Consider the following 23,066-nt stretch of genomic DNA (forward strand, 5'->3'; position numbering starts at 1 on the left):
TGGGAGCCGGTCGCGAGCGGTGCGGTGCCGCTATACAGTCCTGACTGGCGCAAGCCGCCTGGCCCGCAACAAATCGCCCAACACCGAGCCCACAGCTTCAACTGGCGCATCGGCACCAAGCCGGCGTGGCGGCGGCAACGAATGACCGATAGCGAAAAGCAGTGCACTGCCGGCCGAAAACATCGCGAACAACAGGAACATGCCGGTTCCGCCGTAAGCCCCGAGTGCCATTCCGGCCAGCAGGGGGCCGAAGAAATTGCCGACAGTGGAGAGCGAATGCGCTCCGAAATAGGTGCCTCTGTTGGCGGCGGTCGAAATGCCATCGATCAGCATGTACTCAGCTGGGACGACCAGGACCTCACCGATCGTAAAGACAATCATCGAAACGACCAGCATCTCGACGCCCGAAGATACCGCAAATCCTAGATTACCGAAAAGAAACAGCAGGCAGCCCAGCACCAGCGCACGCAGCGCGCCGATTCGCTCGATCACCAGGCGCGCCGGCGTGCTCGCCACCAGCACTGCGGCCGCATTGGTGCTGACCAGCAACGCGAATATCTCGACGCCTTTGGCGAAGTCCTTGATGATGTACTGGGATAGCGGCACCGACCATTGCCCATAGACGGCCACCAGTAACGTGCCGCCGCCGGCGAAGAACATGAGCCGGGGGTCGCGAAAAGCGCCGACAAGACGTCGCCAGCCCCCAACGCGCTGCCCCGCGGCATTTTCTGAACTTGCCGCGATCTCCGGCACGAACAGGAAGATGGTCGATCCGAATGCCAGATGAACCAGGCCGGCCACAACAAACAGAACGTCGGAAGTCGCCCCGAAAGCCAGGCCGATCAAGGGGCCGATCGCCCAGCCGGCATTGATGGCAAGATAGCGCCACGAAAATACCTTCAGACGTAATTTTTCAGGTGCCGCGTCGCTCATCATGGCGCGAGCGGCTGGCTCGTAGACTGCGCCGGCAATGGATGCCACGACGTGGGCGAATGTGAATGCAGCAACGGACTGAGCAAGTCCGAGACCGATCATGCCGAGACCAGCGAAGGAAATGGCGATGGCCAGCACTGTGCGTCGTCCAAGCCGGTCCGATATCGCTCCAGCAAGTGGACTGACCATCGCACCAAGCAACGGCCCCACTCCGATGAGCGCACCTATCCCAGCAGGACCAAGCCCGAAATCCTGCTGAAGCCGGATTGCCAGGAACGAAAGGCTCATGCCTTTGGCGACCGCGACGACCCCGGATCCGGCAATAAGCAGCAGAGCGACCATGCGCCCGGTCTGTTCGGAGTAACTGTTCATGGACATTTCGAAGCCTTCGCGGCTCAAACGGCCGACGCCCCGTGGCTTCGCATTGGCAATGAGCGCGCGCAATGGAGAACATCGCTAGGATGTGTGGGCCAGCCGAAAAAATTGAGCTGATGCGATTCTACGCCAATGCCGTTTGCCCCGACCGAAGCACCGGGGCTTGCATCATGCAAAGGCACGCCCCTCTTCCGCGCGTTGGAATTGCATGAGATCCAGAGAAACAGAGGCGCGACCAAGAACAGTCAGGATCATATGCGCCTGGCCTCGGTGATGTGTCTGGTGGTTGAAGAGATGATCGAGCGCCGGCGCCAGTCGCTGCGAGATCGTGCGCATGTCAGTGGTCACGTAGGAAAACCGTCCCGCGATATCCTTGTCGCCCAGTCCCTCGACCCATTCGACGATGCGCTTGTCTTCGGCTTCACGCGCCATCCGGAGCGCCGGCAGCGCCCTTTGAATGATGACGTCAAGGCTGGCCGGCGCGTCGCCCTGACCGGTGAAGCGCTTCATCCAGATACGATCGGTGACCAGCAGATGGTTGAGTGTGCCCATCATGGAACCGAAGAAAGCACCGGCATCACGCCCGAATTCCTCGTCGGTCAGATTGTCGACGGCATCGTAAAGACGGTTGTTGGCCCACTGATTGTAGGCTGCGAACATCATGAAATGTCGTTTCATTCCAACCCTCGGTTCCCGCCTGTCGGAATGCAACTCCGACAGGAACCTGATCTAGAGCGTCAGCAAAGGCAAAGCCATGACCATTTTGCCCCGGCAGGAGGAACAACGCCTCCTCTTGGCAATGGCCCGGGCGGCTTGTATAGAGCCCGCCACACCTCAATCCCCATCACCAAAGGACGACCCATGGCGATCGAACGCACTTTCTCGATGATCAAGCCGGATGCCACCAAGCGCAACCTCACGGGCGCCATCACCAAGATGCTCGAAGATGCCGGCCTGCGCGTCGTCGCCTCCAGGCGCGTCTGGATGAGCCTGCGCGAAGCTCAGGGCTTTTACGCCGTCCATAAGGACCGCCCCTTCTTCGGCGAACTGACGGAATTCATGTCATCGGGCCCGACGATCGTGCAGGTTCTCGAAGGCGAAAACGCAATCGCCAGGAATCGTGAAGTGATGGGCGCCACCAACCCGGCCAACGCCGCAGAGGGCACCATCCGTAAGGTACACGCGCTATCGATCGGCGAGAATTCGGTGCACGGTTCGGATGCTCCGGAAACCGCTGCCGAAGAGATCGCCTACTGGTTTTCGGGGACCGAGATCGTCGGCTGACCCTAACTTCGGCCTCGGCAACGAGGCAGTCGCTTCATCAAAAAGCCGGGCGCACCTAGCCCGGCTTTTTCTTTCCCGACAGCAAAAGTTTACGCAATTCCAGACGGAAAACCGCTACGCACTTTTTCCTGGAATTGCTCTAGCCTGGCGTGCCGGCCCCGTTCTGTTTGTCTTGCACTTGCCTCAACACCATCGTCATCGGTTCGCTGGCAAGCGGGTCGACATAATGGCGGGCATTGGTCAGGAACAGCGGCCGACCGTCGATCGTAATGTGGGCATCCACCGCGTAAGTTGTTTGAGGGCGAATGTCCTGGCTGTCGAATTTCAACGTGAAACGCACCGGCACCTGGCCGGCAGGGTCGACACGTTGCTCGCAGATTACCCGGACTGGCGCGTTCGGCTGAGAAACGTCGAGTAACTGCACCACAAGCACAGCGTTTTTGGGCAAGATCAGACGCTCGCGATAGGTGACCTCACCGGTCAATCGCCGTTCAGCCGCCATCGTCACGTCTGGCGTGGCTAGCATAACCACCATCATCGGCGCGAAGCCGAAGATGAGCAATTCCGCGATCCTGTCCAGCATGGCGCATCTCCACCGGCGCCCAGCGGCGCTGATGAAAAATCCGCCCCGATTGCGGACAATCCATGGCTGATCTTGGGTATTTTCGGGTACAAGCAGCCTTCCGTCAGAGGCTCAACGCCAGCGCGTGGCCGCCTGCTCGTCGCTCTCCTTGGCTTCGACCCAGCCGCCTTCCGTGCCATCGGCACGATGTTCCTTCTTCCAGAAAGGAGCACGGGATTTGAGGTAATCCATCAGGAAATCAGCAGCCTCGAAGGCGGCCCGCCGGTGTGCGGACGCCGTTACCACCAACACGATGTTTTCACCTGGCCGGATGCGACCATGCCGATGAATAACCGTGACACCCTGCAGCGGCCAGCGGCCAACTGCATCGGCAGCGATGCGACGGATCTCGGCTTCTGCCATACCTGGGTAATGTTCCAGCTCAAGTGCCGCCAGCATGCCATCTTCGTCACGGCAAAGGCCGGAAAATGTGACCACCGCGCCGATGTCGGTGCGACCAGCACCGAGTGTCGCGATTTCGGCAGCGATATCGAAATCCTGCGCCTGGATGCTGATTTTCGGCTTGACGACGCCAAGCACGGCATCAGCCTCCCGTCATCGGCGGGAACAATGCGATCTCACGCGCACCGTCGATCTTCTCACCATGGTCGACATGTTCCTGATTGATGGCAACGCGGATCGAGCGCGGATGCTGGAGTGCGTTTTCGTACTCCTCGCCGCGCGATTTCAGCCAGGCAAGCAGTTCAGTCACAGTCGTCACCTCGGCCGGAAGCTCGACATCCTCCTCGGATTTGCCGATCCGCTCCCGCACCCAGGCGAAATAGATGAGCTTCATCGCACGTCCCGTCATTCGTCGACGATATGCTTCAATCCGGCACGAAAATAGTCATAGCCGGTGTAGAGCGTCACAACCGCCGCGATCCAGAGCAGCACCAGCCCGGTCTCGGTGGTAAACGGGAAAATCTTGTCGCCGGCGGGACCAGCAAGCAGAAAGGCGATCGCCACCATCTGGATCGTCGTCTTCCATTTGGCAAGCTGTGTGACCGGCACCGAAACCTTCAGTGCAGCAAGATACTCGCGCAGTCCCGAAACCAGGATCTCGCGGCACAGGATAATGATGGCCGCCCACAGCGACCAGCCGGCAATGCCGTCTTCGTCAGCGGCAAGCAGAAGCAGGCAGGTCGAAACCAGAAGCTTGTCAGCGATGGGATCGAGCATCTTGCCGATATTGGAGGTCTGTTGCCAGGCGCGCGCCAGATAGCCGTCGAAATAATCGGTAATCGACGCGGCCAGAAAGATCGCCAGCGCGAGCCAGCGCGCGAAATCACTCGATTTCAGATGGCCTTCGAGAAAGAAGCACACGACAACCATCGGCACTGCGATGATGCGCGCATAGGTGAGTATATTGGGCAGGTTGAATGCGTGTTTCGCCATGCGTGCCTGGAACTTCCGGGTCGTTTCTTTTCTTACTTCCGTACTCAAATCAGAAGCCGATATCAGGGGTCAACCATTGAAAATCGACTAGCCAGCGCAAAAACACCGTACAGACAGTCAATTCTCATGAAAATGGTTGTAAACAAGCCGCGCGACCTGCTCCGAAATGCCGTTGACCACAATCAGGTCCTCGACAGCGGCTCGGCTTACCGCCTTGGCCGTACCGAAATGCAGAAGCAACGCGCGTTTCCGGCCGGGACCGATGCCGGCGATCTCGTCCAATGGACTCTTCACCATCTCCCTCTTGCGGCGAGCACGGTGCGAGCCGATCGCGAACCGGTGGGCCTCGTCACGCAGCCGCTGGATGAAATAGAGCACTGGATCTCGCACCGGCAGCGTAAAGGACGGCTTGCCCTCGACGAAAAAACGTTCGCGCCCCGCCTCGCGGTCCTGGCCTTTGGCGATACCGATGGCGACAACCCGATCCTGGACGCCGAGGTCCGCAAGGATCTTGCGCACCGCTGACATCTGCCCTTGGCCACCATCGATCAGAATGACATCAGGCCAGGCGGGGAAACCATTGGAGACGAGGTCGTCCGGTTCGCCGGCCTCCTCACCCGCAACAGCCTCTTCGCCATGCTCCTTGATGAGGCGGGAGAAGCGCCGCTCCATCACCTCGCGCATCATGCCGAAATCGTCGCCAGGCGTAATCTCGGTCGAGCGGATGTTGAACTTGCGATACTGGTTCTTGACGAACCCCTCCGGCCCGGCAACGACCATGGCGCCGACGGCGTTGGTGCCCATAATATGCGAGTTGTCGTAGACCTCGATGCGCACGGGCGGCTTCTGCAAACCGAATGTTTCCGCGAATCCAGCCAGCAATCTCGCCTGCGTCGAGGTCTCCGCCAAACGGCGGCCAAGCGCCTCGCGCGCGTTCTGCAGTGCATGGTCGGTCAGATCCTTCTTCTCGCCGCGCTGCGGCACCGAGATCGAGACTTTGCGGCCAGCACGGGTCGACAACGCCTCGGCAAGCAGGTCCTGTTCGTCCACGGCATGTGAAAGCAGCACCGTGCGCGGCGTCGGCTTGTCGTCGTAGAATTGGGCAAGGAAGGAACCCAACACCTCGGCTGCTTCCATGGCTGGATCGGCCTTGGGAAAATAGGCACGATTGCCCCAGTTCTGGCCCGTCCGGAAGAAGAACACCTGGATGCAGACCTGCCCGCCTTCCTGGTGAATGGCGAAGACATCCGCTTCTTCCACCGACTGCGGATTGATCCCTTGATGACTCTGCACATGGGCAAGTGCCGCCAAACGATCGCGGTAGACTGCGGCATGTTCGAAATCGAGATTTTCGGCAGCAGCCTGCATCGCGGCGGAAATCTCGGTCTTCACCTTCTGGCTGCGACCCGACAGGAAATCCTTCGCCTCCTCGACCAGCACGGCATAGTCGCCGTGCGAAATCTCACCCGTGCACGGCCCGGCACAACGCTTGATCTGGTAAAGCAGGCATGGGCGTGTCCGGTTTTCATAGAAAGAATCCGTGCAACTCCTCAGCAGGAAGGCTCGCTGCAGTGAATTGATGGTGCGCCCCACCGCTTGCGCGGAAGCAAACGGGCCAAAATAATCGCCTTTTCGCGAACGCGCACCACGGTGCTTGTAGATACCAGGCGACGAGTGATCCCCAGTCAGGAGGATATAGGGGAACGACTTGTCGTCGCGTAGCAGCACGTTAAAACGCGGCCGCAAACGCTTGATGAGATTTGCTTCCAGCAGCAGCGCTTCAATCTCTGTGCGGGTGACGACGAATTCCATCGTCGCTGTCTCGCGCACCATGCGACCGATACGGTTGGTGTGGAAACGACCTTGCGCGTACTGCGTTACCCGCTTCTTCAGACTGCGCGCCTTACCGACATAGAGCACATCGCCGGCAACGTTCATCATCCGGTAGACACCAGGGGCATTGGGCAAACGCTTGACCAGCGTCTGGATGACTTCCGCGCCGACCATGCCGTCGGTGTCGCCGGCATGTTGTGTCCAGTCGATCGCGGTGAAGGCGACCACCGGGCCGGAAGGCACAACCTCCGCTTCGATGCTGTCGTCGTCATCCAGATCGACATCGGGCAGATCCTCGCCCGCCGCGCGTCCGTTTTTTGCTTTGCCGGAACTCATTCCACCACGCCTGTCACATCCGGCGTTTGCCATGCAAGATGCTGGCCGCCGTCCAGCGCGATCATCTGGCCGGTGACCGACCGCGCACTCCATAGATATCGTATCGTCGCGCCAAATTCGCCAAGGTCAGCGCCATGCTTCAGCAACACACCGTCGAGCTGCGTTTGGAAGTCACGATCATCCTGACGCACTCCCTTCAACGTCGGTCCCGGCCCAATCGCATTGACGCGTATGCGCGGCGCCAGCGCCTGCGCCATCGTCTGCGTGGCGGCCCACAATGCCGATTTCGAAAGCGTATAGGAAAAATAGCGCGGCGTCGGCCGCCACACCCGCTGATCGATCATGTTGACGATCAGACCATCCTGGCGCTCCGGCAAGGCACGAGCAAAACGTTGTGCCAAAAGTGCGGGCGCTTTCACATGCACCGCGAAATGGCGATCCCAACCGGACCAATCGAAATCCTCGATCGAATCTTCCTCGAACAACGAGGCGTTGTTGATCAGAAGGCCGATAGGCCCGAGCGCCTTCGTCGCGGCATCGACCAGCCCAGCCGTCGCATCCGCGTCGGTCAGATCTGCGGCGACGACGGCGGCACGACCGCCGGCCGCTACAATCTCGCTTGCGAGAGCTTCTGCCTCTTCGCGGGAACGGTTGCAATGGATGGCGACGGAGAACCCGTTGGCGGCAAGATCCTCGACGATTGCCTTGCCTATTCGTCTCGCTCCGCCCGTCACAAGGGCCGTCGCTGTGGTTTTGTTCGTCATCTGGCTTTCATCCGCGATAAGGGCAGCCAGCAAATGAGACCGCTCAATAGTAAAATGCCGTTCGTTCCTGTGGCCATATTGTGTCGATGCGCTGAAATGAAGGTTTCGACTCGGATTCGGCCATCTGGTCGAATGGCCAATATAGAGACCACAACCCCTTGCACCAAGCGGGGTACAGCTTCCTCGGCGAAAGGCTCCTGACAACTTTGTTGCACTAGTGCAACGTCATGGTTCAGCCTCATTCGCGCCAGCTAAAGACCCAAGTTCAGGTTCGCTTCCGCCGCATTTGCCGCCCAAATTCCGGAACCGTTGAGCGCTTGATCCGTTTCTCCCCCCGGCGGGTCTGGTTCGCAAGGAACAAGCCAGCGTCTTTGGCTTTATGGAGTAAGAACTATGTCTATCAACCACAAAATCACGCGGACGTCGGTTGCTGCGATCGGGCTTCTCGCTGTTCTCGGCACTGTTCCGGCTTTCGCTGCGGACGTCGTTGCGGAAGAGCCGCCGGCTCCGGCTCCTGTTGCCGAACTGCCGGTTGCCTCCTGGGCCGGAGCTTATGCCGGTGTGCAGCTCGGCTACGGCTTCGCAGGCCGCACCAAGGTCGAAGACTTCGACACCCGCATCAAGACCGACGGCTTCCTCGGCGGAGCTTTTGCCGGCTACAACTGGCAGCAGGACAGCTTCGTTTACGGTCTTGAGGGCGACCTCGGTTACAACGGCACGAAGGGCTCGGAAAACGGCTTCAAGTCCAAGTCGGGCCTTGAAGGCTCGATCCGCGCTCGCCTGGGCTACACCGTCAGCCCCGATATCCTGCTTTACGGCACGGCCGGCGGTGCAGGCCAGGGCCTGAAGGTCACCGACGAGGTCACCGGTCTCAACGATCGTAAGACCATGTTCGGCTGGACCGCCGGTGTCGGTACCGACATCAAGTTCACTGAAAACGTGTTCGGTCGCGTTGAGTATCGCTACACCGACTACGGTTCCAAGGACTTTGACAACGGTATCGGCAAGGTCAAGAGCAGCGACAACCGCGTCCAGTTCGGCGTGGGTATGAAGTTCTGATCGATTTCCGATTCAGCATGAAAAGCCGGGCGCAAGCCCGGCTTTTTTGTTCGATGCGCACCCGAACGAGCTGAACGACAACCAGACGGCCTTCAGCTCAGGCCGGCACGCATCCCTTCAGTTCCGGAAACTTCTCGTCGAAGCGCGCCGCCCAGCGCAGCAGCCTGCCTCGCCCCTTTTCCCATTTGCCAGCGAAACGCAAAGACAGATAGCCAAGCGCCGCACGCAGTGCGATTTGGCCGACGGTGATTTTTTTCGGCAGCTTGGGTGGATTGGCGTTCAGGCTGTCGAGAGCCCGGGTGATCTTGGCCCATTGCCGGTCCAGCCAAGGTTGGAACACCTTGTCGTCGGGCCGCACCCTGCGTTCATAGACCATCGATAGCGCCGAATCACAGATGCCATCCGCCAACGCTTCCAGCACCTCGGCTTCAATGCGCTTTTCGGGGTTGCGCGGAAACAGCACGTTCTTGGCCTGCCGGTTAAGATACTGGGTGATGGCACGGCTATCGAAGATCGACTGGCCGCTTTCCAAAATCAGCACCGGGATCTTGCCCAGCGGATTGGCAGCGATCAGATCTGCCGGGTCCTCTTCCGTCTTGACGGGTTTCAATTCCAACACGATGCCGGCATAGGCCGCCGCCATGCGGACCTTGGAACTGTATGGCGAAGCGGTTGCATAGAGCAGGCTGGGCATGATGTCCTCATTGGAATTGGGTGCCCGGATCTCGGCCGCGCGCCAAGACCGAACACGGGTGCGATGCCCACTGATGAGCGGAGTGAGAGCCAGATGAAATTCCGGAAAACGCCTCTGCCGAGGCGTCGGAATCGTTAGCGCAGAACGCGGCAGGCACCGTCATAGACATGCCAGCGATCGAAGCCCGAAACGCAGAACTCGACATTGTCGCCAACGCCAGCAAAGCCCTGCCCTTCCTCGATCAGATACCAGATGCTGCGCTCATGCCCATCGGAGAGAATGACCCTTGCATCGCAATAACGACGGCCTATCGGCCAGTTATCCTCCGCCGGCTGATAACGGCGCTCGTTGATGCGACGGAAATCGGTAATCTGCACGTCAGGCAGATTCGGCACGTTGCGGACCTGGTGCGCAAAGCGGCTGCTGATCTTGTTGAGCACCCAAGCTTCCCCGCACACGCCCGGATCGCCCGAATAGCTGGACAGATCGGCAGCTTGCGCCGCCGGAGCAACGGTCAGGACAGAACCCAGGCCAATCAACCCGGCAAGGAGAGATTTGAACAAGTGAGTCATGGCGGCGCCTCATTTCTGATCGGCGGCACTGTGCGGATTTGCCGTCACACGGTCAAGCTGGGAAGTATTGGGCCTCGATCAAATCCGATGCCTAACCATCCTCGCGCGCCAGCCAGTCGAGCCGCCAACCGGCAGCGGCTGGTTCGGCCATCGCCGCCTGCAGCGCAGGCAGGATCAGGCGAAGGTCCTGCTCCAGGGTGAATGGCGGATTGACCACCACCATGCCAGTGCCGTCCAGTCGTTCGCTGTTCGAAGCCGGCCGCACCTCGAAAACGATGTCGAGCACCTTGTTCATGCCGGATGCCGTCAGCCGATTGCGGAAATCGGCCACGCTGTGTCGATCCTTGATCGGATACCAGAGCGCATAGATACCGCCTGGCCAGCGTTTGTAAGCCTTTTCTACACCCGCTGCGAGACGATCGAACTCACCCTCCTGTTCAAAGGGAGGGTCGACGAGCACAAGCCCGCGCTTTTCCTTGGGCGGCAAGTGTGCGCCAAGCGCCAACCAGCCGTCCAGTTCGATAACACGCGTTTGAAAATCGCCTTCGGACTGCCCTTTCAGTCGGACGGCGTCCTGAGGGTGCAATTCGATCGCCGTCAGCCGATCCTGATTGCGCAGCAGGCGCCGTGCAAGCCATGGAGACCCCGGATAGAAGCGAATGCCGCCATCGGTGTTGCAGGCATTGACTGCTTCGAGATAAGGCCCCAGCAAAACCGTCGCCTGTATGCCCGGGTCGATCCTGGCCACTCGACCGATGCCATCGCGCCATTCGCCCGTCTTCTGAGCTTCATTCGAGGAAAGATCATAAAGACCGATACCGGCATGGGTATCGATGACGCGAAACGGCTTCTCCTTGCGTTTCAAATATTCGATCAGCCGCACCAGCACGACGTGTTTGACCACGTCAGCGAAATTTCCGGCATGATAGGCATGGCGATAATTCATAGCCTTCAGACGGCGCTTCCGCCCCTGCCCCAGCGCGGCTTCGGCGGAGTTTCGGGTTTGTCAGGACGTCGCGATCCGCCGAAACGGATCGCCAGTATCAGACCAATCGCCCCAAGCGCGATCAACCCGAAGCCGATCTGAATGGCCCGTCTGTCCGGAACGGCCGCACCGGTACGCAACACCAGGTCCACTGCCTTGATCTGGATGTTATCGGCATCGCCATATCCGAGGGTGAAGACATAGGTGCCTGCTTCCTCGACCTCGATCAGTCCTGCTTCGTCACGGAACACCTTGTCGGTCAACTGCGGGCTTTGTTCGCGTGGCGTCGGATTGCCGCTGAAACTCAGCCGTTCCGCAAGCACGGTTCGATTGCCGGCGGCAGCTGTCAGCGTCAGCACGGTACGATCAAAGGCCAGGATGCGATCTGCATTGCTCGTCAGATCGACAAAGACCCGGACCGGTCCGGTTCCAGCCTTCAGCGATACCGTTACCGGCTTGAAGCGGCCGTCCTGATAGGCATGCCAGGTGCCAAGCTCTTCGCCGGAAAAGCTTCGAACGGCCCAAGGATAGATGAAACCGAGGGCGACGCCGGCCAGGATAACGAGCAGAAACAGTTTGCGCATGGCTCAGCCCATAGAACGCTGCGCGTACCCACGCAATCTCATGCTTTCCGCTCCCAGCGCCGGTCCGCCGTCTGCTGCCAATAGGTCACGGTGTGGCCAGCACCCTTCATGTCCTTCCAGTGGCCGCGCGCAGCCTCGACCTGGCCTGCATCATGCCCATCGAACAGGAAAACAGCGCGATCGTAGCCGGACAAGTCAGGAGGCGTGGCGGCATCCACGAGGAAGCGGATCTGCGCCGTATTGGGGTTCATTTCCCCTGTGGTGAGAAGGATAGGCTGTTCAGCCGGATAAGGCTCGCGATCGGTTGCATGCGCCAGGAAGCCGTCGTCACGATACACCCACAGATGTTGGTCCAGCGCATCTCTGCGCTCCTCCGTGCCCGTCTGCACGACGACCCGCCAGCCGCGGTCGACGCTGCGCTCGAGCAGGCCCGGCAACGCCTCCTCCAGCGTCGACTCGGTCAGATGATAGAACAGCACTTCGGCCATCGATCAGGCTTCGTAGTGGTCGCGCACCAACCGGTCGAGCAGCCTGACGCCAAAGCCGGAACCCCAGGACTGGTTGATCTCGCTCGCCGGCGCACCCATCGCGGTACCAGCAATATCAAGATGTGCCCACGGCGTTTCCTTGACGAAGCGCTGCAGGAATTGAGCGGCGATAATGGCGCCGCCATACCGTCCGCCGATGTTCTTCATGTCGGCGTTCTTTGAGTCGATCAGCTTGTCGTATTCGCTGCCGAGCGGCATGCGCCACAGCTTCTCTTGTGTGGCGGCACCGGCCTGCAACAATTGCCCGGCAAGCTCATCGTCATTGGAAAACAGCCCGGCATGGTGCTGACCGAGCGCCACCATGATCGCGCCTGTCAACGTGGCAAGATTGATCATCAATCGAGGTTCGAAGCGGTTGCTGCAGTACCAGAGCGCGTCAGCGAGCACCAGGCGACCCTCGGCGTCGGTATTAAGCACCTCGATGGTCTGGCCGGACATCGAGGTAACGATGTCGCCAGGCCGCTGAGCATGACCGTCGACGCTGTTTTCCACTAACCCGAGGATGCCGACGACATTGGCTTTCGCCTTGCGAACTGCGAGTGCGTGCAACAGGCCTGTGACGGCCGCTGCACCGCCCATATCGCCCTTCATGTCCTCCATGCCCGACGCCGGCTTCATCGAATTGCCGCCAGTATCGAAGGTCACGCCCTTGCCGACGAAGGCAAGCGGCTTGTCCTTGGCCTTGCCGCCGTTCCATTGCAGCACCGCGAGACGGGCACCACGCGGCGAACCCTGCGCCACGCCGAGCAGGGAGCCCATGCCGAGCTTCTTCATTTCCTTCTCGGTCAGGATCTCGACCTTGACGCCCAGCGCTTCCAATTGTTTGGCTCGCTCGGCAAATTCGATAGGCCCCAGCGCGTTCGCCGGCTCGTTGACCAGGTCGCGCGCGATAGTCACACCATCGACAACGGCTTCGAGCTCAGCGAATGCCTTCTTGGCAGCTGCCGGATTTACCGTCTGGATGGTGATCTTGGTCGCGGTCCTGGCGTCATCCTTGCCGTCGTCGCCTTTCTTCGTCTTGTATTTGTCGAAGGAATAGGCCCGCAGCAGAATGCCCGCGGCAATGCCTGCAGCTTCGGCACCATCTGTCTCGACGCCTGGCAGATCAACCACGATGACTGCTTCTTTGGCCTTGCGCAGCAATGTCGCCACGTGCCCACCGAGTTTCAGCCACGCATATTCATCCAGTGCCGATGATTTGCCGGTACCGACCACCACCAACCTGTCGAGCGCGGTGCCTTCGGGTGCGAAGATCTCGGCGGAAGTGCCGAATTTTCCTAAAAAATCCGCCGCAGGCAGCACCCTTGCCAGGGCATTGGCAGGATCATGTGCCTTGGCACGTTCGGAAAGCCCCGCTTCTTCCGCGGAAAGCACGAAGGCTGCGCCCTTCTTGACGGTGGCGAATTTGGCAAAGGCAATCGTGGGTCGGGCAGCCATGAGATCCTGCTTGGTTGAACGCTTGAAACGAGGGGCGACCTTTCGCGCTTTTCGATCGTTTGGCAAGACCGGCAAACCTTGAGCCGATACATGGGGATAAGCTCACTCCGCGTGCTGCGGTCTCCTGTCACCGGGCCAATGAATGGACGATTTGGCTGACGGCGACCCTTGACGATCGACAGCAGGTCACACAAATGTCTGGCGCAAACCGCTGTTAACCATACCTATTCGCCTTTTCTTATCCATTCCCGACCAGAGTCGGCGCCACCGGACATGACGACTTGAAACGGAACCAAACCAGGCCGGTTGTATGGGTGTCACCGGAAAGATAACGTCTAGAGCTGCGACACCCGTCGAGATCAATCGAGAAGAACTGCCCTGAATGAAGGTCGCCGAGCTCTATATCTTCCGGCGCGCGCTCTCGCTCTTTCTTGCAGCGTTGGCGTGGACGCTGGCGATTGTCTGGACGACGCAGGTTCTCACACGTATCAACCTGGTAACCGACAACGGGCAATCTGCGTTAAGTTTCTTCCAGGTTGCGGCACTCATTCTGCCGACGATCATCCCGATCGTCGTCCCCTTCGCGCTCATCGTGGCGGTGGCGCAGACGCTCAGCGTCATGAATTCCGATTCGGAGCTGGTGGTGATCAACGCCGCCGGCGCCTCGCGCATGACCGTCGTCAAGCCGATCCTTATCCTCGCGCTGATCGCGAGCGTCATCTCCTTCGTCGTCGACAACGGCGTTGAACCCTATGCCCGCCAGAAGAATCGCGAGCTGATCGCCAGCGCACGCGCCGACTTTCTGTCGCTGATCATCCAGGAAGGAACCTTCCGCAAGGTGGAAGACGGCCTGTTCGTGCAGATCGGCGAACGCTTTGCCGACGGCGGCTTGGGCAGCATCTTCGTGGCCGATTCCCGTCAGGAAGGCACGGATCTCGTCTATTACGCCAAGACCGGCGCGGTTATCGACAAGGGCAACGAAAAAGTGCTCCTGATGAATGACGGCGTGGTGCATCGCAGGGCACCCGCCGGCGACGTTTCGGTCATTCGTTTCACGTCCTACGCCTTCGATCTGTCGGCTTTTGCGACTGCAGCGCAGGCAACGCTCTATCCGAAGGACCAGACGACACAATACCTGCTCAATCCTGATCCCAACGACCGCTATTACCAGCAGGCGCCAGACCAGTATCGCGCCGAGCTCGCATTGCGTTTCTCCGAATGGGCTTATTCTCTTGCCTTCGCGATGATCGCTCTTGCCGTCGCCGGCGACGCGCGCTCGCACCGCGAGGCTCGCATCCACCCACTGATCACGGCAATCTGCATCGCGCTGTTCGTGCGCTGGCTGGGTTTCTTCGCCGCCGGCAAGGCCAATACCAATCCACTCTACAATTATCTGGTGATCGCAGTGCCCTTTGGCGCCTCGGCCGTGGCCGGTTGGGTCATCTTTTCCAATCGACGGATGGAATTGCCGTCAAGTTGGGCCGACTGGCTGACGAACATGTTCAGCCGTTTTGGCGAAATCGGCATCCGCCTGAGGCTTTGGTGGGCTAGCCGCGGCACGACCCGTCAGGGGAATTCCTGATGGGTTGGACACTCGGCCGCTACTTCTTCTTCCGCTACCTGGGGATCACCATCTGGATCTTCCTGGGGCTGTTTGCGCTGGTCTTTCTGATCGATTTCACCGAGTTGACGGGCCGCATCGCTGGTGTCCCCGGCTTCACATACCAGGCGGGTTTTGCCATCTCGGCGCTGCGCGTGCCGATGATCATGCTGCAGACCGTCCCTTTTGTCGGACTGTTCTCGGCCATGGCGACGCTGGTCTCGCTCAATCGCAAATACGAGTTGGTGATCGCACGTTCCGCGGGTATCTCGGCCTGGCAGTTCCTGCTACCCTGCTGCATCGGCGCTTTGCTGTTCGGCGCCGTCGCCGTCGCGATCCTCAATCCGCTGGCCGCCTACGGCTTTTCCCAATCCGAAAGAATCGAAAGCGAACTGCGCTCAGGGACCTCCAACGATGTCTCTGCTGATTCAGCTCCATGGATCCGACAGAAGACCGCCGCCGACGATACGATCATCGGCGCTCGGGCAATCTTGAACCAGGGCCTGGAGATGGCGGACGCTGTCTTCTTCCTGCTCGACCAGCAGGGCAATATCGTCGAACGCAAGGATGCCAAGAAGGTGTTCCTGCGGGATGGCTATTGGGAACTGCAGGACGTCAGCATCCTCAAGGACGGCAATGTCGAAAAGAAAACGACGGACCGATTGCCGACGGATTTGAAGCCGGAATTCGTACAGGAACGGCTGGCGCGGCCGGAAACAATTCCCTTTTACGAGTTACCGCAAAAGATTGAAGTTGCTCGTTCCTTCGGGCTTAAGGCAAATGCATTCGCCATGCAGTTCGATTCGCTGGTGGCGATGCCTTTCCTTCTGGTTGCGATGACTCTGATCGCAGCAACCGTCTCGATGCGATTTGCGCGAATGGGACAATCTGCAACGATGATTCTGGGTGGCGTAGTCGCTGGGTTTCTGCTTTATGTTGTGTCTGTTTTGGTCAAAGCGTTTGGAGTGGCGGGATTCGTCCCGACCGTGGTAGCTGCATGGTTTCCGGTGGTCGTGGCGATGTTCTTCGGGGTGACGTTCCTGCTGTACAGGGAAGACGGTTAGTGATGAGGCCGGTTTTGCAAGGTCGCAGACCGATCCGAGCGGCACTCTTGTGCGGAGTGAGCGCGCTCGCTTGCCTTTTTGCCGGCAGCTTGGCGACCGCTATTCCGGCCGCGGCTCAGGCGGTGGAAGCGCCCAGCGTGCCAGCCGGTTCGCAGATGCTGCTCGAATCCGACACCCTGGTTTACGACAATGACAACCAGACAGTGACTGCCGTTGGTGGCGTGCAAATCGACTACGGCGGGAACAAACTGGTGGCTCAGCGCGTCGAATACGACCGCAAGACCAAGCGCCTCGTTGCCTCCGGTAACGCACAGCTCGTGCAAAGCGACGGCACGAAGATCAATTCCGAACACATTGATATCACCGACGATTTTGCCGACGGCTTCGTCAACGCGTTGCGCGTCGAGACTGTGGACAAGACCTATTTCGGCGCCGAAAGCGCCGAACGCATCGGCGGCGTGCTGACGACGTTCCACAACGGCGTCTATACCGCCTGCGAACCTTGCGAGGACAAGCCGGACAAAGCGCCGATCTGGCGCGTCAAGGCACGCAAGATCATCTGGAACGGCGAAAAGAAAACGGTGCGTTTCGAGAACTCCAATTTCGAGTTCTTTGGGTTCCCGATCGCCTTCCTGCCCGCTTTCGAGATCGCCGACCCGACGGTGAAGCGCAAGAGCGGCTTCCTGATGCCCGGCATTACCTTCAACAGCAAGCTCGGCACCGGCGTCACCATTCCTTATTACCTCGCGCTGTCGCCGACTTACGACATCACCGCGCGCGGCACCTATTATACCAACCAGGGTTTCCTCGGCGAAGCGGAGTGGCGCCAGCGCTTCGACAACGGCCAGTACAGCCTGCGCATTGCAGGCATCGACCAGAAGAAGCCTTCGAAATTCGACCCCAATACCGTCGATTCCGGTCCGACCGGCGACCCGAACAAGTTCCGTGGCATGATGGGCAGCAAGGGCCAGTTCGCGATCAATTCGCGTTGGAACTTCGGCTGGGACGTCCTGCTGCAGACGGACAAGAACTTCTCGACCACCTATCACATCAACGGCTATGACGCCTCCGTGCATCGCTCGGAGGTCTATCTGACGGGCCTGAACGACCGGAACTATTTCGACGTGCGTGCCATGCACTTCGAAGTGCAGGAAAATGTTCTGCAGCGGGAGGCCGGCGCCCGCTATCAGACCGGTGCGCGCGACGAATTCCAGCCTTGGGTGCTGCCGTCGCTCGACTATGCCTACATCCCGGACACGCCACTGGCCGGTGGTCAGCTCTCGATCAACCTCAATTCCCGCGTCATCAAGCGCGACCGTCTCGATGAAGCCTTCACGGTGAACTACGATACGCTGAGCGCCGTCCAGCGTGTTCGCGGCATCGAAGGCGATTCCGGCCGCCTGACCGCAGAAGCCGAATGGAAGCACAGCTTCGTCACCGAAGGTGGCATGGTCATCACACCCCTGCTGGCTTTCCAGGGCGATGCCAACTACCTGCGTGCGTCCTCCGGCTCACTTGACGCCATCAATCAGATGGCTGCCGAGCAAGGTGTTTCCGCTGACATGCGCTCCTCTTTCGCCAGGGCCATGGCGACCGCGGGTCTCGAATTTCGCTGGCCGCTGCTGTTCACCAGCCTGACCGGCGGCTCGCATATCATCGAGCCGACCGCGCAATTGTTCGTGCGCCCGAACGAATCCTATGTCGGTGGTCTGCGCGTTCCCAACGAAGACGCACAGAGCATGGTGTTTGACGCCACCACCCTGTTCGAACGCGACAAATTCTCCGGCTATGACCGTATCGAAGGCGGCAGCCGCGCCAATGTCGGCGTGCGTTATTCGGGCAGCTATTCCAATGGCTGGACCACGAACGCCCTGTTCGGCCAATCCTATCAGATTGGCGGCAGGAATTCTTTCGCGCAGCCTGATCTGGTGAATGTCGGCGCCTATTCCGGCCTTGAGACCGAAACATCCGACTACGTCGGCCTCGCCGGCTTCACCAGCCCCTATGGTCTGTCGGCTTCGGTCAGCGGCCGTTTCGACGAGCAGACCTTTGAGGTCCGCCGCGCCGAAGCCAAGGCCGCCTATAGCGGCTCATCTCCAGTATCAGTGTCGGCACAGTATGCCTTCATCCAGGCACAGCCCGGTTATGGCTTTGAGGACGACCGCCACGAGGTCTCGCTCGGTGCATCGACACGCCTCAACCAGAACTGGCGCGTCTTCGGTTCAGGCACTTACGACATCCAGACACGCGTGCTGACGAATGACGGGCTCGGCTTTGCCTATGATGACGAGTGCTTCACTTATATGATGACCGTGTCCGAAAGCCGCGATCGCGTGACCCGGGAAGTGACCCGTAACATCGGCTTCAACATCTCGTTCCGTACCATCGGCGATTTCGGCTCGACCTCCAGCAGCTTCCAATAAGTCATTACCCCTTGCGGGACATGGTTTCGCCGCATAGGACGGGCAAGGAAAATTGTATCCGGCTCAGCGATGAGCCGGGATAGAAATGGATTTGGAACAGAGATAATGAGGAAACAGCTCTTTTCCGCAGGCCTTGCACTTCTGGTCGCGACCGCGGGCGTCTCGTTGACAGCGATGTCCCAACCAGCCTTTGCCAGCGAAATCAAATATGTCGTCAACAATGTTGCCATTACCAGCGGCGACATCCAGCATCGCGCGGCCTTCCTGCGCCTGCAGAAGCGCAAAGGTAACGCCGCCGACGAGATGGTCGAGCAGACGCTCCGACTGGCCGAGGCGAGACGCCTGGGTATCCGCATCTCCGACCAGCAGGTGAACGACGCCTATGCGCGCTTTGCCTCCAACAACAAGATGAAGTTGGCACAGCTCGACGGTGTTATGGACAAGTCAGGCGTCACCAAACAGCACTTCAAGGAATTCATCCGTGCGCAGATGGCCTGGAACCAGGCGCTTGGCATGCGCTACCGTTCCGAGCAAGGCGGCGGTGGCGGCATGAGCGAGCAGGATGCCGTGCGCAAGATGCTGCAGAAAGGCGGTAACAAGCCATCCGCCACCGAATATCTGTTGCAGCAGATTATCTTCGTGGTCCCGGCAGCTGAGCGCGGCGCGCTGATGGCAAAGCGCAAGCGCGAAGCGGAAGCGATGCGCGCCCGTTTCAACGGCTGCAACACCACGCGCGAATTCGCCAAGGGCCTCATCGACGTAACCGTTCGCGATCTTGGCCGTGTGCTTGCTCCCCAGTTGCCGGCGGATTGGGCCGATCAGATCAAGGCAACAAAAGCCGGCGGCGCCACTCAGGTGAAGGAAACCGAGCGTGGCATTGAGTTCATTGGCATCTGCTCGGCGCGCGAAGTCTCGGACGACAAGACTGCCCAACTGATGCTTCAGAACGAAGGGCTCGACGGCAAGAAAGACGATGCCGCCGACGCACTCAGCAAGAAATATGTCTCCGAGTTGAAGGCCAAAGCCGTCATCGTGCAGCGCTGACGGCCGTGCGCGAAATCAGACTTCCGCTTGCGTTGAGCGTTGGCGATCCATCAGGCATTGGCCCGGAGATCGCACTGGCGGCTTGGAAACGCCGCGAAGAACTGGGTGTTCCTGCCTTCTATTTGCTTGCGGATCCAAACTTGATCGCCGCGCGCGGTCGTCTCGTCGGCGCCGACGTCCGGATTGCCGAAACGACAGCGCAAGAGGCACACACTGTGTTCGCCAGCGCCCTGCCTATCGTGCCGCTGAACGCAAAGTTCGTGGATACAGTCGGCCATCCGGATCCCGTCAACGCCGAGGGCGTCATCGAGGCGATCGATCGCGCGGTTGCGGATAGCCTTGCCGGTCACGCTGCCGGCACTGTCACCTGCCCCATCGCCAAGAAGCCGCTCTACGATGCCGGGTTCGGTTTTCCGGGCCATACTGAATATCTGGCGCATCTGGCTGCCCGCCACACCGGCCGGAAGGTGACGCCGGTCATGCTGCTGGCGGGGCCGGACCTGCGCACAGTTCCCGTTACCATCCACATTCCGCTTGCTGCCGTGCCGAAAGTGCTCACCACCGACCTGATCGTCGAGACCGGCCGCATCACCGCGCGGGATCTAAAAACCCGTTTCGGCATCGAAGCGCCCCGCCTTGCCATTGCCGGCCTCAATCCGCATGCCGGCGAGGGCGGCACCATGGGCAAGGAAGATCTGGAAATCGTCGCCCCTGCCGTCGAAGCATTGCGCGAGGAAGGCATCGATGCGCGTGGTCCGCTGCCTGCTGATACGCTTTTCCATCGACGCGCTCGGGCAAGCTACGACGTTGCCCTTTGCATGTACCACGATCAGGCCTTGATCCCAGCAAAGACGCTGGCTTTCGACGAAGCCGTCAACGTAACTCTTGGCTTATCATTTATTCGCACCTCACCCGACCATGGCACGGCCTTCGATATCGCTGGCCGAGGTATCGCACGACCGGATAGTTTGATTGCCGCGCTCAAACTGGCCGCAGAACTGGCCGGCAATGCCAGGAGCGCCCAGGGATGAGCGCTGACGGCCTGCCGCCACTTCGAGAAGTCCTTGAACGCCATGGCCTCCAGGCCAAGAAGGCGCTTGGCCAGAACTTCCTGCTGGACCTGAATCTAACAGGCAAGGTAGCGCGAACTGCTGGCGATCTGACCCAGACGACCGTCATAGAAGTCGGTCCCGGGCCGGGTGGGCTGACGCGCGCCCTCCTCCTCCATGGTGCCCGCCGCGTTGTCGCCATCGAGCGTGACGAGCGTTGTCTTGCGGCCCTTTCCGAGGTGTCGGACCATTATCCTGGACGACTGGAAGTCATCTCGGGTGACGCTTTAAAGGCCGATTTCACGACCCTGGCGAGCGATGGCCCGGTCAAGATCGTCGCCAACTTGCCCTACAACATCGGCACCGAATTGCTCATTCGCTGGCTAACCGTCGATAGCTGGCCGCCTTTCTATCAATCGCTGACGCTGATGTTCCAGCGCGAAGTGGCCGAGCGCATCGTCGCGAAGCCCGCTTCCGGCGCCTACGGACGGCTCGGTGTTCTGGCCGGCTGGCGAACGGAGGCAAAAATCGCATTCGACGTGCCGCCGCAGGCGTTTACGCCACCACCGAAGGTGACGTCGTCCGTCGTGCATATGGTACCGCGCGAAGTCCCCTTGCCCACAGATGCGAAGCGGCTCGGTCGCGTCACCGAAGCGGCCTTCGGTCAACGCCGCAAGATGCTCCGGCAAAGTCTCAAGAGCCTTGGTGGCGAAAGATTGCTGGAACGGGCCGAAATCGATCCGACCCGCCGTGCCGAGACGCTCAGCGTCGAAGAGTTCGTACGGCTAACCAACTTGCTGGATGGTTAGGCTCCGCCCCGACGCAAGCAATATAAGCCTATCCGGCCTTCTCCCTAACTCTCAATTCAAGGTCTTGAACTGAACGAGCCCATTGTTCAGGAAACATGCCTTGTCGAACAGCCCGAGATCCAGCGGATTTGGCAGCCGGATATCGTCGAGATCCGGAAACGGCTTGTTCGCCAGATCGTATGACCGGTCGATCTGGGAAATGAAGACGAAGATCAACCCTTTTTCTCGAGCGAACGACCTTACCTTGCGGATCTGCTCAACAAGGTCAGGGCTCTCTCGTTTCTGGTCGAGCAGCTGCAAATAGTCGACAACAACGAGCGTGCCCCAAGGGGCCGCCTCGAGTGTCGTCATCATGTAACCAGCGTCGATCGCATCGGAGCCATCGAACTCGAATTGGCGGTCGAACTGGGTCGGCTCAACGCCAAGGACCTGAAAACGACCGAGGATATCCTTCTGCGTGTATTCAAGCGAGAAGAAGGCGCTGCGGCGACCAGATTTCATCGCCTCGACCGCCAGTTCGAGACTGAACAGTGTCTTGCCATGTCCCGGACGCGCCCCGACCAGCAGAAGGTCGCCTGGCTGCAGCAATGGGAGCAACCTGCTGGCTGCTGGCATTGTCTCACGTCTGGATGCCAGCAAACTCCAGTTCGCAAACCCTTCCTTGGCCGCAGTGCGGTCGAGTGCGGCATGGAGCGGGATGTTTTCTTTGCGCGACAGACGCTTGGCCTGTCGCTTTAATTGATAGGCAGGGACGGAAAGCTTCATCGAAAAACCTCCTATTGCGAGCGAACTTCGCAACCCCTCCTTATGCGCGGTGCTCGAACAGTTGGTTCGATGAGTGTCGAGCCCCGCATGGACAATGCTTCCCGAATGGAGGGCGGAGGCGCGGGCCAGTGCCGAACAAAAGCATAACAAGGCTTCGCTGAGTCGAGAACGCCTTGAATGCGATGGACGTGACCAATCTATCGGGAAAGAAAGCTCAACCTTAATGCCGCAAACTCAAACGGCTTCGTCGAGAAGACCCGAGACGAAGTCAAACAGTCCGGGTCGGCGGTCGCGGCGCAGGCGTTCGGCGGCGACGATGGAGCGCACTTCGGTGAAGGCGCGGTCGAGATCGTCATTGACGATGACGAAATCGTATTCTGTCCAGTGCTCGATCTCGGTGCGTGCATTCTTCAGCCGCGTTTCGATGACCTGCTCCTGATCCTCTGCCCGACGCTTCAGTCGGGCCTTCAGTTCTTTCATCGACGGGGGCAGGATGAAGACGGAAACGATATCGCCGCGCATCTTCTCCTTAAGCTGCTTCGCACCTTGCCAGTCGATATCGAAGAGCATGTCGCGCCCTTCAGCCATGGCGCGCTCGGCGGGTTCACGCGGGGTGGCATAAAAGTTTCCGTGTACTTCCGCCGATTCAAGCAGCTCGTCATTATCGCGCAGCAGTTCGAACTCGCGACGCGAGCGGAAATGGTAGTGAATACCGTCGATTTCGCTGCCACGGCGCGGACGCGTGGTGACCGACACGGAAAGTTCGAAGCCCTGGTCGCTCTCGATGAGATTGCGCGCAATCGTCGACTTGCCGGCCCCCGAGGGCGACGACAGAACGAGCATCAGGCCCCGGCGGCGGATGCGGGAACCGGTGTCCTTGACGGCCATCTG

Annotated in this window: 24 protein-coding genes; 8 read left to right on the forward strand and 16 right to left on the reverse strand. The window is 59.8% G+C overall.

Annotation, left to right across the window (positions count from 1 at the left end; all coding sequences use genetic code 11):
* Positions 1–30: 30 nt before the first annotated feature.
* Both AO692_RS15530 and AO692_RS15535 read right to left on the reverse strand, forming a co-directional pair.
* Complete coding sequence (locus tag AO692_RS15530) at positions 31–1,305, reverse strand: MFS transporter (protein WP_244483371.1); 1,275 nt, start codon at positions 1,303–1,305, stop codon at positions 31–33.
* 171 nt (positions 1,306–1,476) lie between these two features.
* Complete coding sequence (locus tag AO692_RS15535; RefSeq protein ID WP_054310954.1) at positions 1,477–1,986, reverse strand: DinB family protein; 510 nt, start codon at positions 1,984–1,986, stop codon at positions 1,477–1,479.
* 183 nt (positions 1,987–2,169) lie between these two features.
* Between AO692_RS15535 and ndk the strand changes: the two genes are divergently transcribed.
* Positions 2,170–2,592, forward strand: coding sequence for a nucleoside-diphosphate kinase (gene ndk / locus AO692_RS15540; RefSeq protein WP_054310955.1), 423 nt, complete (start codon positions 2,170–2,172; stop codon positions 2,590–2,592).
* Between the two features lie 139 nt (positions 2,593–2,731).
* Here ndk and AO692_RS15545 read toward each other — a convergent pair whose 3' ends face one another.
* From AO692_RS15545 to AO692_RS15570, 6 genes are all read right to left on the reverse strand, one after another.
* Positions 2,732–3,175: a YbaY family lipoprotein gene (locus AO692_RS15545; RefSeq protein WP_054310956.1), complete on the reverse strand. Its 444-nt coding sequence runs from the start codon at positions 3,173–3,175 to the stop codon at positions 2,732–2,734.
* Between the two features lie 111 nt (positions 3,176–3,286).
* Entirely contained in the window at positions 3,287–3,754 is a 468-nt protein-coding gene (locus tag AO692_RS15550; protein ID WP_054310957.1) for a molybdenum cofactor biosynthesis protein MoaE, read from the reverse strand.
* 4 nt (positions 3,755–3,758) lie between these two features.
* The gene (gene moaD / locus AO692_RS15555; protein ID WP_054311218.1) at positions 3,759–4,010 is read right to left on the reverse strand and encodes a molybdopterin converting factor subunit 1; all 252 of its coding nucleotides are present in this window, start codon (positions 4,008–4,010) and stop codon (positions 3,759–3,761) included.
* 11 nt (positions 4,011–4,021) lie between these two features.
* The gene (gene pgsA / locus AO692_RS15560) at positions 4,022–4,609 is read right to left on the reverse strand and encodes a CDP-diacylglycerol--glycerol-3-phosphate 3-phosphatidyltransferase (protein WP_054310958.1); all 588 of its coding nucleotides are present in this window, start codon (positions 4,607–4,609) and stop codon (positions 4,022–4,024) included.
* A gap of 117 nt (positions 4,610–4,726) precedes the next feature.
* Complete coding sequence (gene uvrC, locus AO692_RS15565; protein ID WP_054310959.1) at positions 4,727–6,778, reverse strand: excinuclease ABC subunit UvrC; 2,052 nt, start codon at positions 6,776–6,778, stop codon at positions 4,727–4,729.
* Positions 6,775–7,542: an SDR family oxidoreductase gene (locus tag AO692_RS15570; RefSeq protein ID WP_054310960.1), complete on the reverse strand. Its 768-nt coding sequence runs from the start codon at positions 7,540–7,542 to the stop codon at positions 6,775–6,777. The genes uvrC and AO692_RS15570 overlap by 4 nt, the downstream gene beginning before the upstream one ends.
* A 393-nt stretch (positions 7,543–7,935) precedes the next feature.
* Here AO692_RS15570 and AO692_RS15575 point away from each other — a divergent pair, with 393 nt between their 5' ends.
* On the forward strand, positions 7,936–8,601 hold the full coding sequence (locus AO692_RS15575) for an outer membrane protein (RefSeq protein ID WP_054310961.1): 666 nt from the start codon (positions 7,936–7,938) through the stop codon (positions 8,599–8,601).
* A 97-nt stretch (positions 8,602–8,698) separates the two neighbouring features.
* Here the strand turns inward: AO692_RS15575 and AO692_RS15580 are convergent, their stop codons facing one another.
* The 6 genes from AO692_RS15580 to AO692_RS15605 all read right to left on the reverse strand — a co-directional run bounded on the left by AO692_RS15580 (position 8,699) and on the right by AO692_RS15605 (position 13,421).
* A complete protein-coding gene (locus tag AO692_RS15580; RefSeq protein WP_054310962.1) occupies positions 8,699–9,295 on the reverse strand; it encodes a glutathione S-transferase family protein in 597 nt (198 codons plus the stop codon).
* 134 nt (positions 9,296–9,429) lie between these two features.
* Positions 9,430–9,867: a hypothetical protein gene (locus AO692_RS15585; protein ID WP_054310963.1), complete on the reverse strand. Its 438-nt coding sequence runs from the start codon at positions 9,865–9,867 to the stop codon at positions 9,430–9,432.
* Positions 9,868–9,958: 91 nt separating this feature from the next.
* Positions 9,959–10,813 carry a 23S rRNA (adenine(2030)-N(6))-methyltransferase RlmJ gene (locus AO692_RS15590; RefSeq protein ID WP_054310964.1) on the reverse strand — a complete coding sequence of 285 codons (855 nt, stop codon included), beginning with the start codon at positions 10,811–10,813 and terminating at the stop codon, positions 9,959–9,961.
* 5 nt (positions 10,814–10,818) lie between these two features.
* On the reverse strand, positions 10,819–11,436 hold the full coding sequence (locus AO692_RS15595) for a hypothetical protein (RefSeq protein WP_054310965.1): 618 nt from the start codon (positions 11,434–11,436) through the stop codon (positions 10,819–10,821).
* A 38-nt stretch (positions 11,437–11,474) separates the two neighbouring features.
* Complete coding sequence (locus AO692_RS15600) at positions 11,475–11,924, reverse strand: DNA polymerase III subunit chi (protein WP_054310966.1); 450 nt, start codon at positions 11,922–11,924, stop codon at positions 11,475–11,477.
* 3 nt (positions 11,925–11,927) lie between these two features.
* The gene (locus tag AO692_RS15605; protein ID WP_054310967.1) at positions 11,928–13,421 is read right to left on the reverse strand and encodes a leucyl aminopeptidase; all 1,494 of its coding nucleotides are present in this window, start codon (positions 13,419–13,421) and stop codon (positions 11,928–11,930) included.
* A gap of 382 nt (positions 13,422–13,803) precedes the next feature.
* Between AO692_RS15605 and lptF the strand changes: the two genes are divergently transcribed.
* From lptF to rsmA, 6 genes are all read left to right on the forward strand, one after another.
* Complete coding sequence (lptF, locus tag AO692_RS15610) at positions 13,804–15,003, forward strand: LPS export ABC transporter permease LptF (protein ID WP_054310968.1); 1,200 nt, start codon at positions 13,804–13,806, stop codon at positions 15,001–15,003.
* Positions 15,000–16,085: an LPS export ABC transporter permease LptG gene (gene lptG, locus AO692_RS15615; RefSeq protein WP_200911746.1), complete on the forward strand. Its 1,086-nt coding sequence runs from the start codon at positions 15,000–15,002 to the stop codon at positions 16,083–16,085. Before lptF ends, lptG begins: the two co-directional genes overlap by 4 nt.
* Before the next feature lie 2 nt (positions 16,086–16,087).
* Entirely contained in the window at positions 16,088–18,508 is a 2,421-nt protein-coding gene (locus AO692_RS15620) for an LPS-assembly protein LptD (RefSeq protein WP_054310970.1), read from the forward strand.
* 105 nt (positions 18,509–18,613) lie between these two features.
* Positions 18,614–19,552, forward strand: coding sequence for a peptidylprolyl isomerase (locus tag AO692_RS15625; protein ID WP_054310971.1), 939 nt, complete (start codon positions 18,614–18,616; stop codon positions 19,550–19,552).
* 5 nt (positions 19,553–19,557) lie between these two features.
* Entirely contained in the window at positions 19,558–20,583 is a 1,026-nt protein-coding gene (pdxA, locus tag AO692_RS15630; RefSeq protein WP_054310972.1) for a 4-hydroxythreonine-4-phosphate dehydrogenase PdxA, read from the forward strand.
* Complete coding sequence (gene rsmA / locus AO692_RS15635) at positions 20,580–21,410, forward strand: 16S rRNA (adenine(1518)-N(6)/adenine(1519)-N(6))-dimethyltransferase RsmA (RefSeq protein WP_054310973.1); 831 nt, start codon at positions 20,580–20,582, stop codon at positions 21,408–21,410. Before pdxA ends, rsmA begins: the two co-directional genes overlap by 4 nt.
* A gap of 51 nt (positions 21,411–21,461) precedes the next feature.
* Here the strand turns inward: rsmA and AO692_RS15640 are convergent, their stop codons facing one another.
* Positions 21,462–22,175, reverse strand: coding sequence for a DNA helicase (locus AO692_RS15640; protein WP_054310974.1), 714 nt, complete (start codon positions 22,173–22,175; stop codon positions 21,462–21,464).
* A 234-nt stretch (positions 22,176–22,409) separates the two neighbouring features.
* Complete coding sequence (gmk, locus tag AO692_RS15645; protein WP_054310975.1) at positions 22,410–23,063, reverse strand: guanylate kinase; 654 nt, start codon at positions 23,061–23,063, stop codon at positions 22,410–22,412.
* Positions 23,064–23,066: the final 3 nt, after the last annotated feature.

It is taken from the genome of Mesorhizobium sp. 1M-11 (assembly GCF_001303895.1).
In the GTDB taxonomy this organism is placed as follows: domain Bacteria; phylum Pseudomonadota; class Alphaproteobacteria; order Rhizobiales; family Rhizobiaceae; genus Mesorhizobium.

Bases quoted from the DNA above. Each gene is read 5' to 3' on its own strand.
- AO692_RS15530 (WP_244483371.1), bottom strand. From the start codon at position 1,305: ATGAACAGTTACTCCGAACAGACCGGGCGCATGGTCGCTCTGCTGCTT.
- AO692_RS15535 (WP_054310954.1), bottom strand. From the start codon at position 1,986: ATGAAACGACATTTCATGATGTTCGCAGCCTACAATCAGTGGGCCAAC.
- ndk (WP_054310955.1), top strand. From the start codon at position 2,170: ATGGCGATCGAACGCACTTTCTCGATGATCAAGCCGGATGCCACCAAG.
- AO692_RS15545 (WP_054310956.1), bottom strand. From the start codon at position 3,175: ATGCTGGACAGGATCGCGGAATTGCTCATCTTCGGCTTCGCGCCGATG.
- moaD (WP_054311218.1), bottom strand. From the start codon at position 4,010: ATGAAGCTCATCTATTTCGCCTGGGTGCGGGAGCGGATCGGCAAATCC.
- pgsA (WP_054310958.1), bottom strand. From the start codon at position 4,609: ATGGCGAAACACGCATTCAACCTGCCCAATATACTCACCTATGCGCGC.
- uvrC (WP_054310959.1), bottom strand. From the start codon at position 6,778: ATGAGTTCCGGCAAAGCAAAAAACGGACGCGCGGCGGGCGAGGATCTG.
- AO692_RS15570 (WP_054310960.1), bottom strand. From the start codon at position 7,542: ATGACGAACAAAACCACAGCGACGGCCCTTGTGACGGGCGGAGCGAGA.
- AO692_RS15575 (WP_054310961.1), top strand. From the start codon at position 7,936: ATGTCTATCAACCACAAAATCACGCGGACGTCGGTTGCTGCGATCGGG.
- AO692_RS15580 (WP_054310962.1), bottom strand. From the start codon at position 9,295: ATGCCCAGCCTGCTCTATGCAACCGCTTCGCCATACAGTTCCAAGGTC.
- AO692_RS15585 (WP_054310963.1), bottom strand. From the start codon at position 9,867: ATGACTCACTTGTTCAAATCTCTCCTTGCCGGGTTGATTGGCCTGGGT.
- AO692_RS15590 (WP_054310964.1), bottom strand. From the start codon at position 10,813: ATGAATTATCGCCATGCCTATCATGCCGGAAATTTCGCTGACGTGGTC.
- AO692_RS15595 (WP_054310965.1), bottom strand. From the start codon at position 11,436: ATGCGCAAACTGTTTCTGCTCGTTATCCTGGCCGGCGTCGCCCTCGGT.
- AO692_RS15600 (WP_054310966.1), bottom strand. From the start codon at position 11,924: ATGGCCGAAGTGCTGTTCTATCATCTGACCGAGTCGACGCTGGAGGAG.
- AO692_RS15605 (WP_054310967.1), bottom strand. From the start codon at position 13,421: ATGGCTGCCCGACCCACGATTGCCTTTGCCAAATTCGCCACCGTCAAG.
- lptF (WP_054310968.1), top strand. From the start codon at position 13,804: ATGAAGGTCGCCGAGCTCTATATCTTCCGGCGCGCGCTCTCGCTCTTT.
- AO692_RS15620 (WP_054310970.1), top strand. From the start codon at position 16,088: ATGAGGCCGGTTTTGCAAGGTCGCAGACCGATCCGAGCGGCACTCTTG.
- AO692_RS15625 (WP_054310971.1), top strand. From the start codon at position 18,614: ATGAGGAAACAGCTCTTTTCCGCAGGCCTTGCACTTCTGGTCGCGACC.
- rsmA (WP_054310973.1), top strand. From the start codon at position 20,580: ATGAGCGCTGACGGCCTGCCGCCACTTCGAGAAGTCCTTGAACGCCAT.
- AO692_RS15640 (WP_054310974.1), bottom strand. From the start codon at position 22,175: ATGAAGCTTTCCGTCCCTGCCTATCAATTAAAGCGACAGGCCAAGCGT.
- gmk (WP_054310975.1), bottom strand. From the start codon at position 23,063: ATGGCCGTCAAGGACACCGGTTCCCGCATCCGCCGCCGGGGCCTGATG.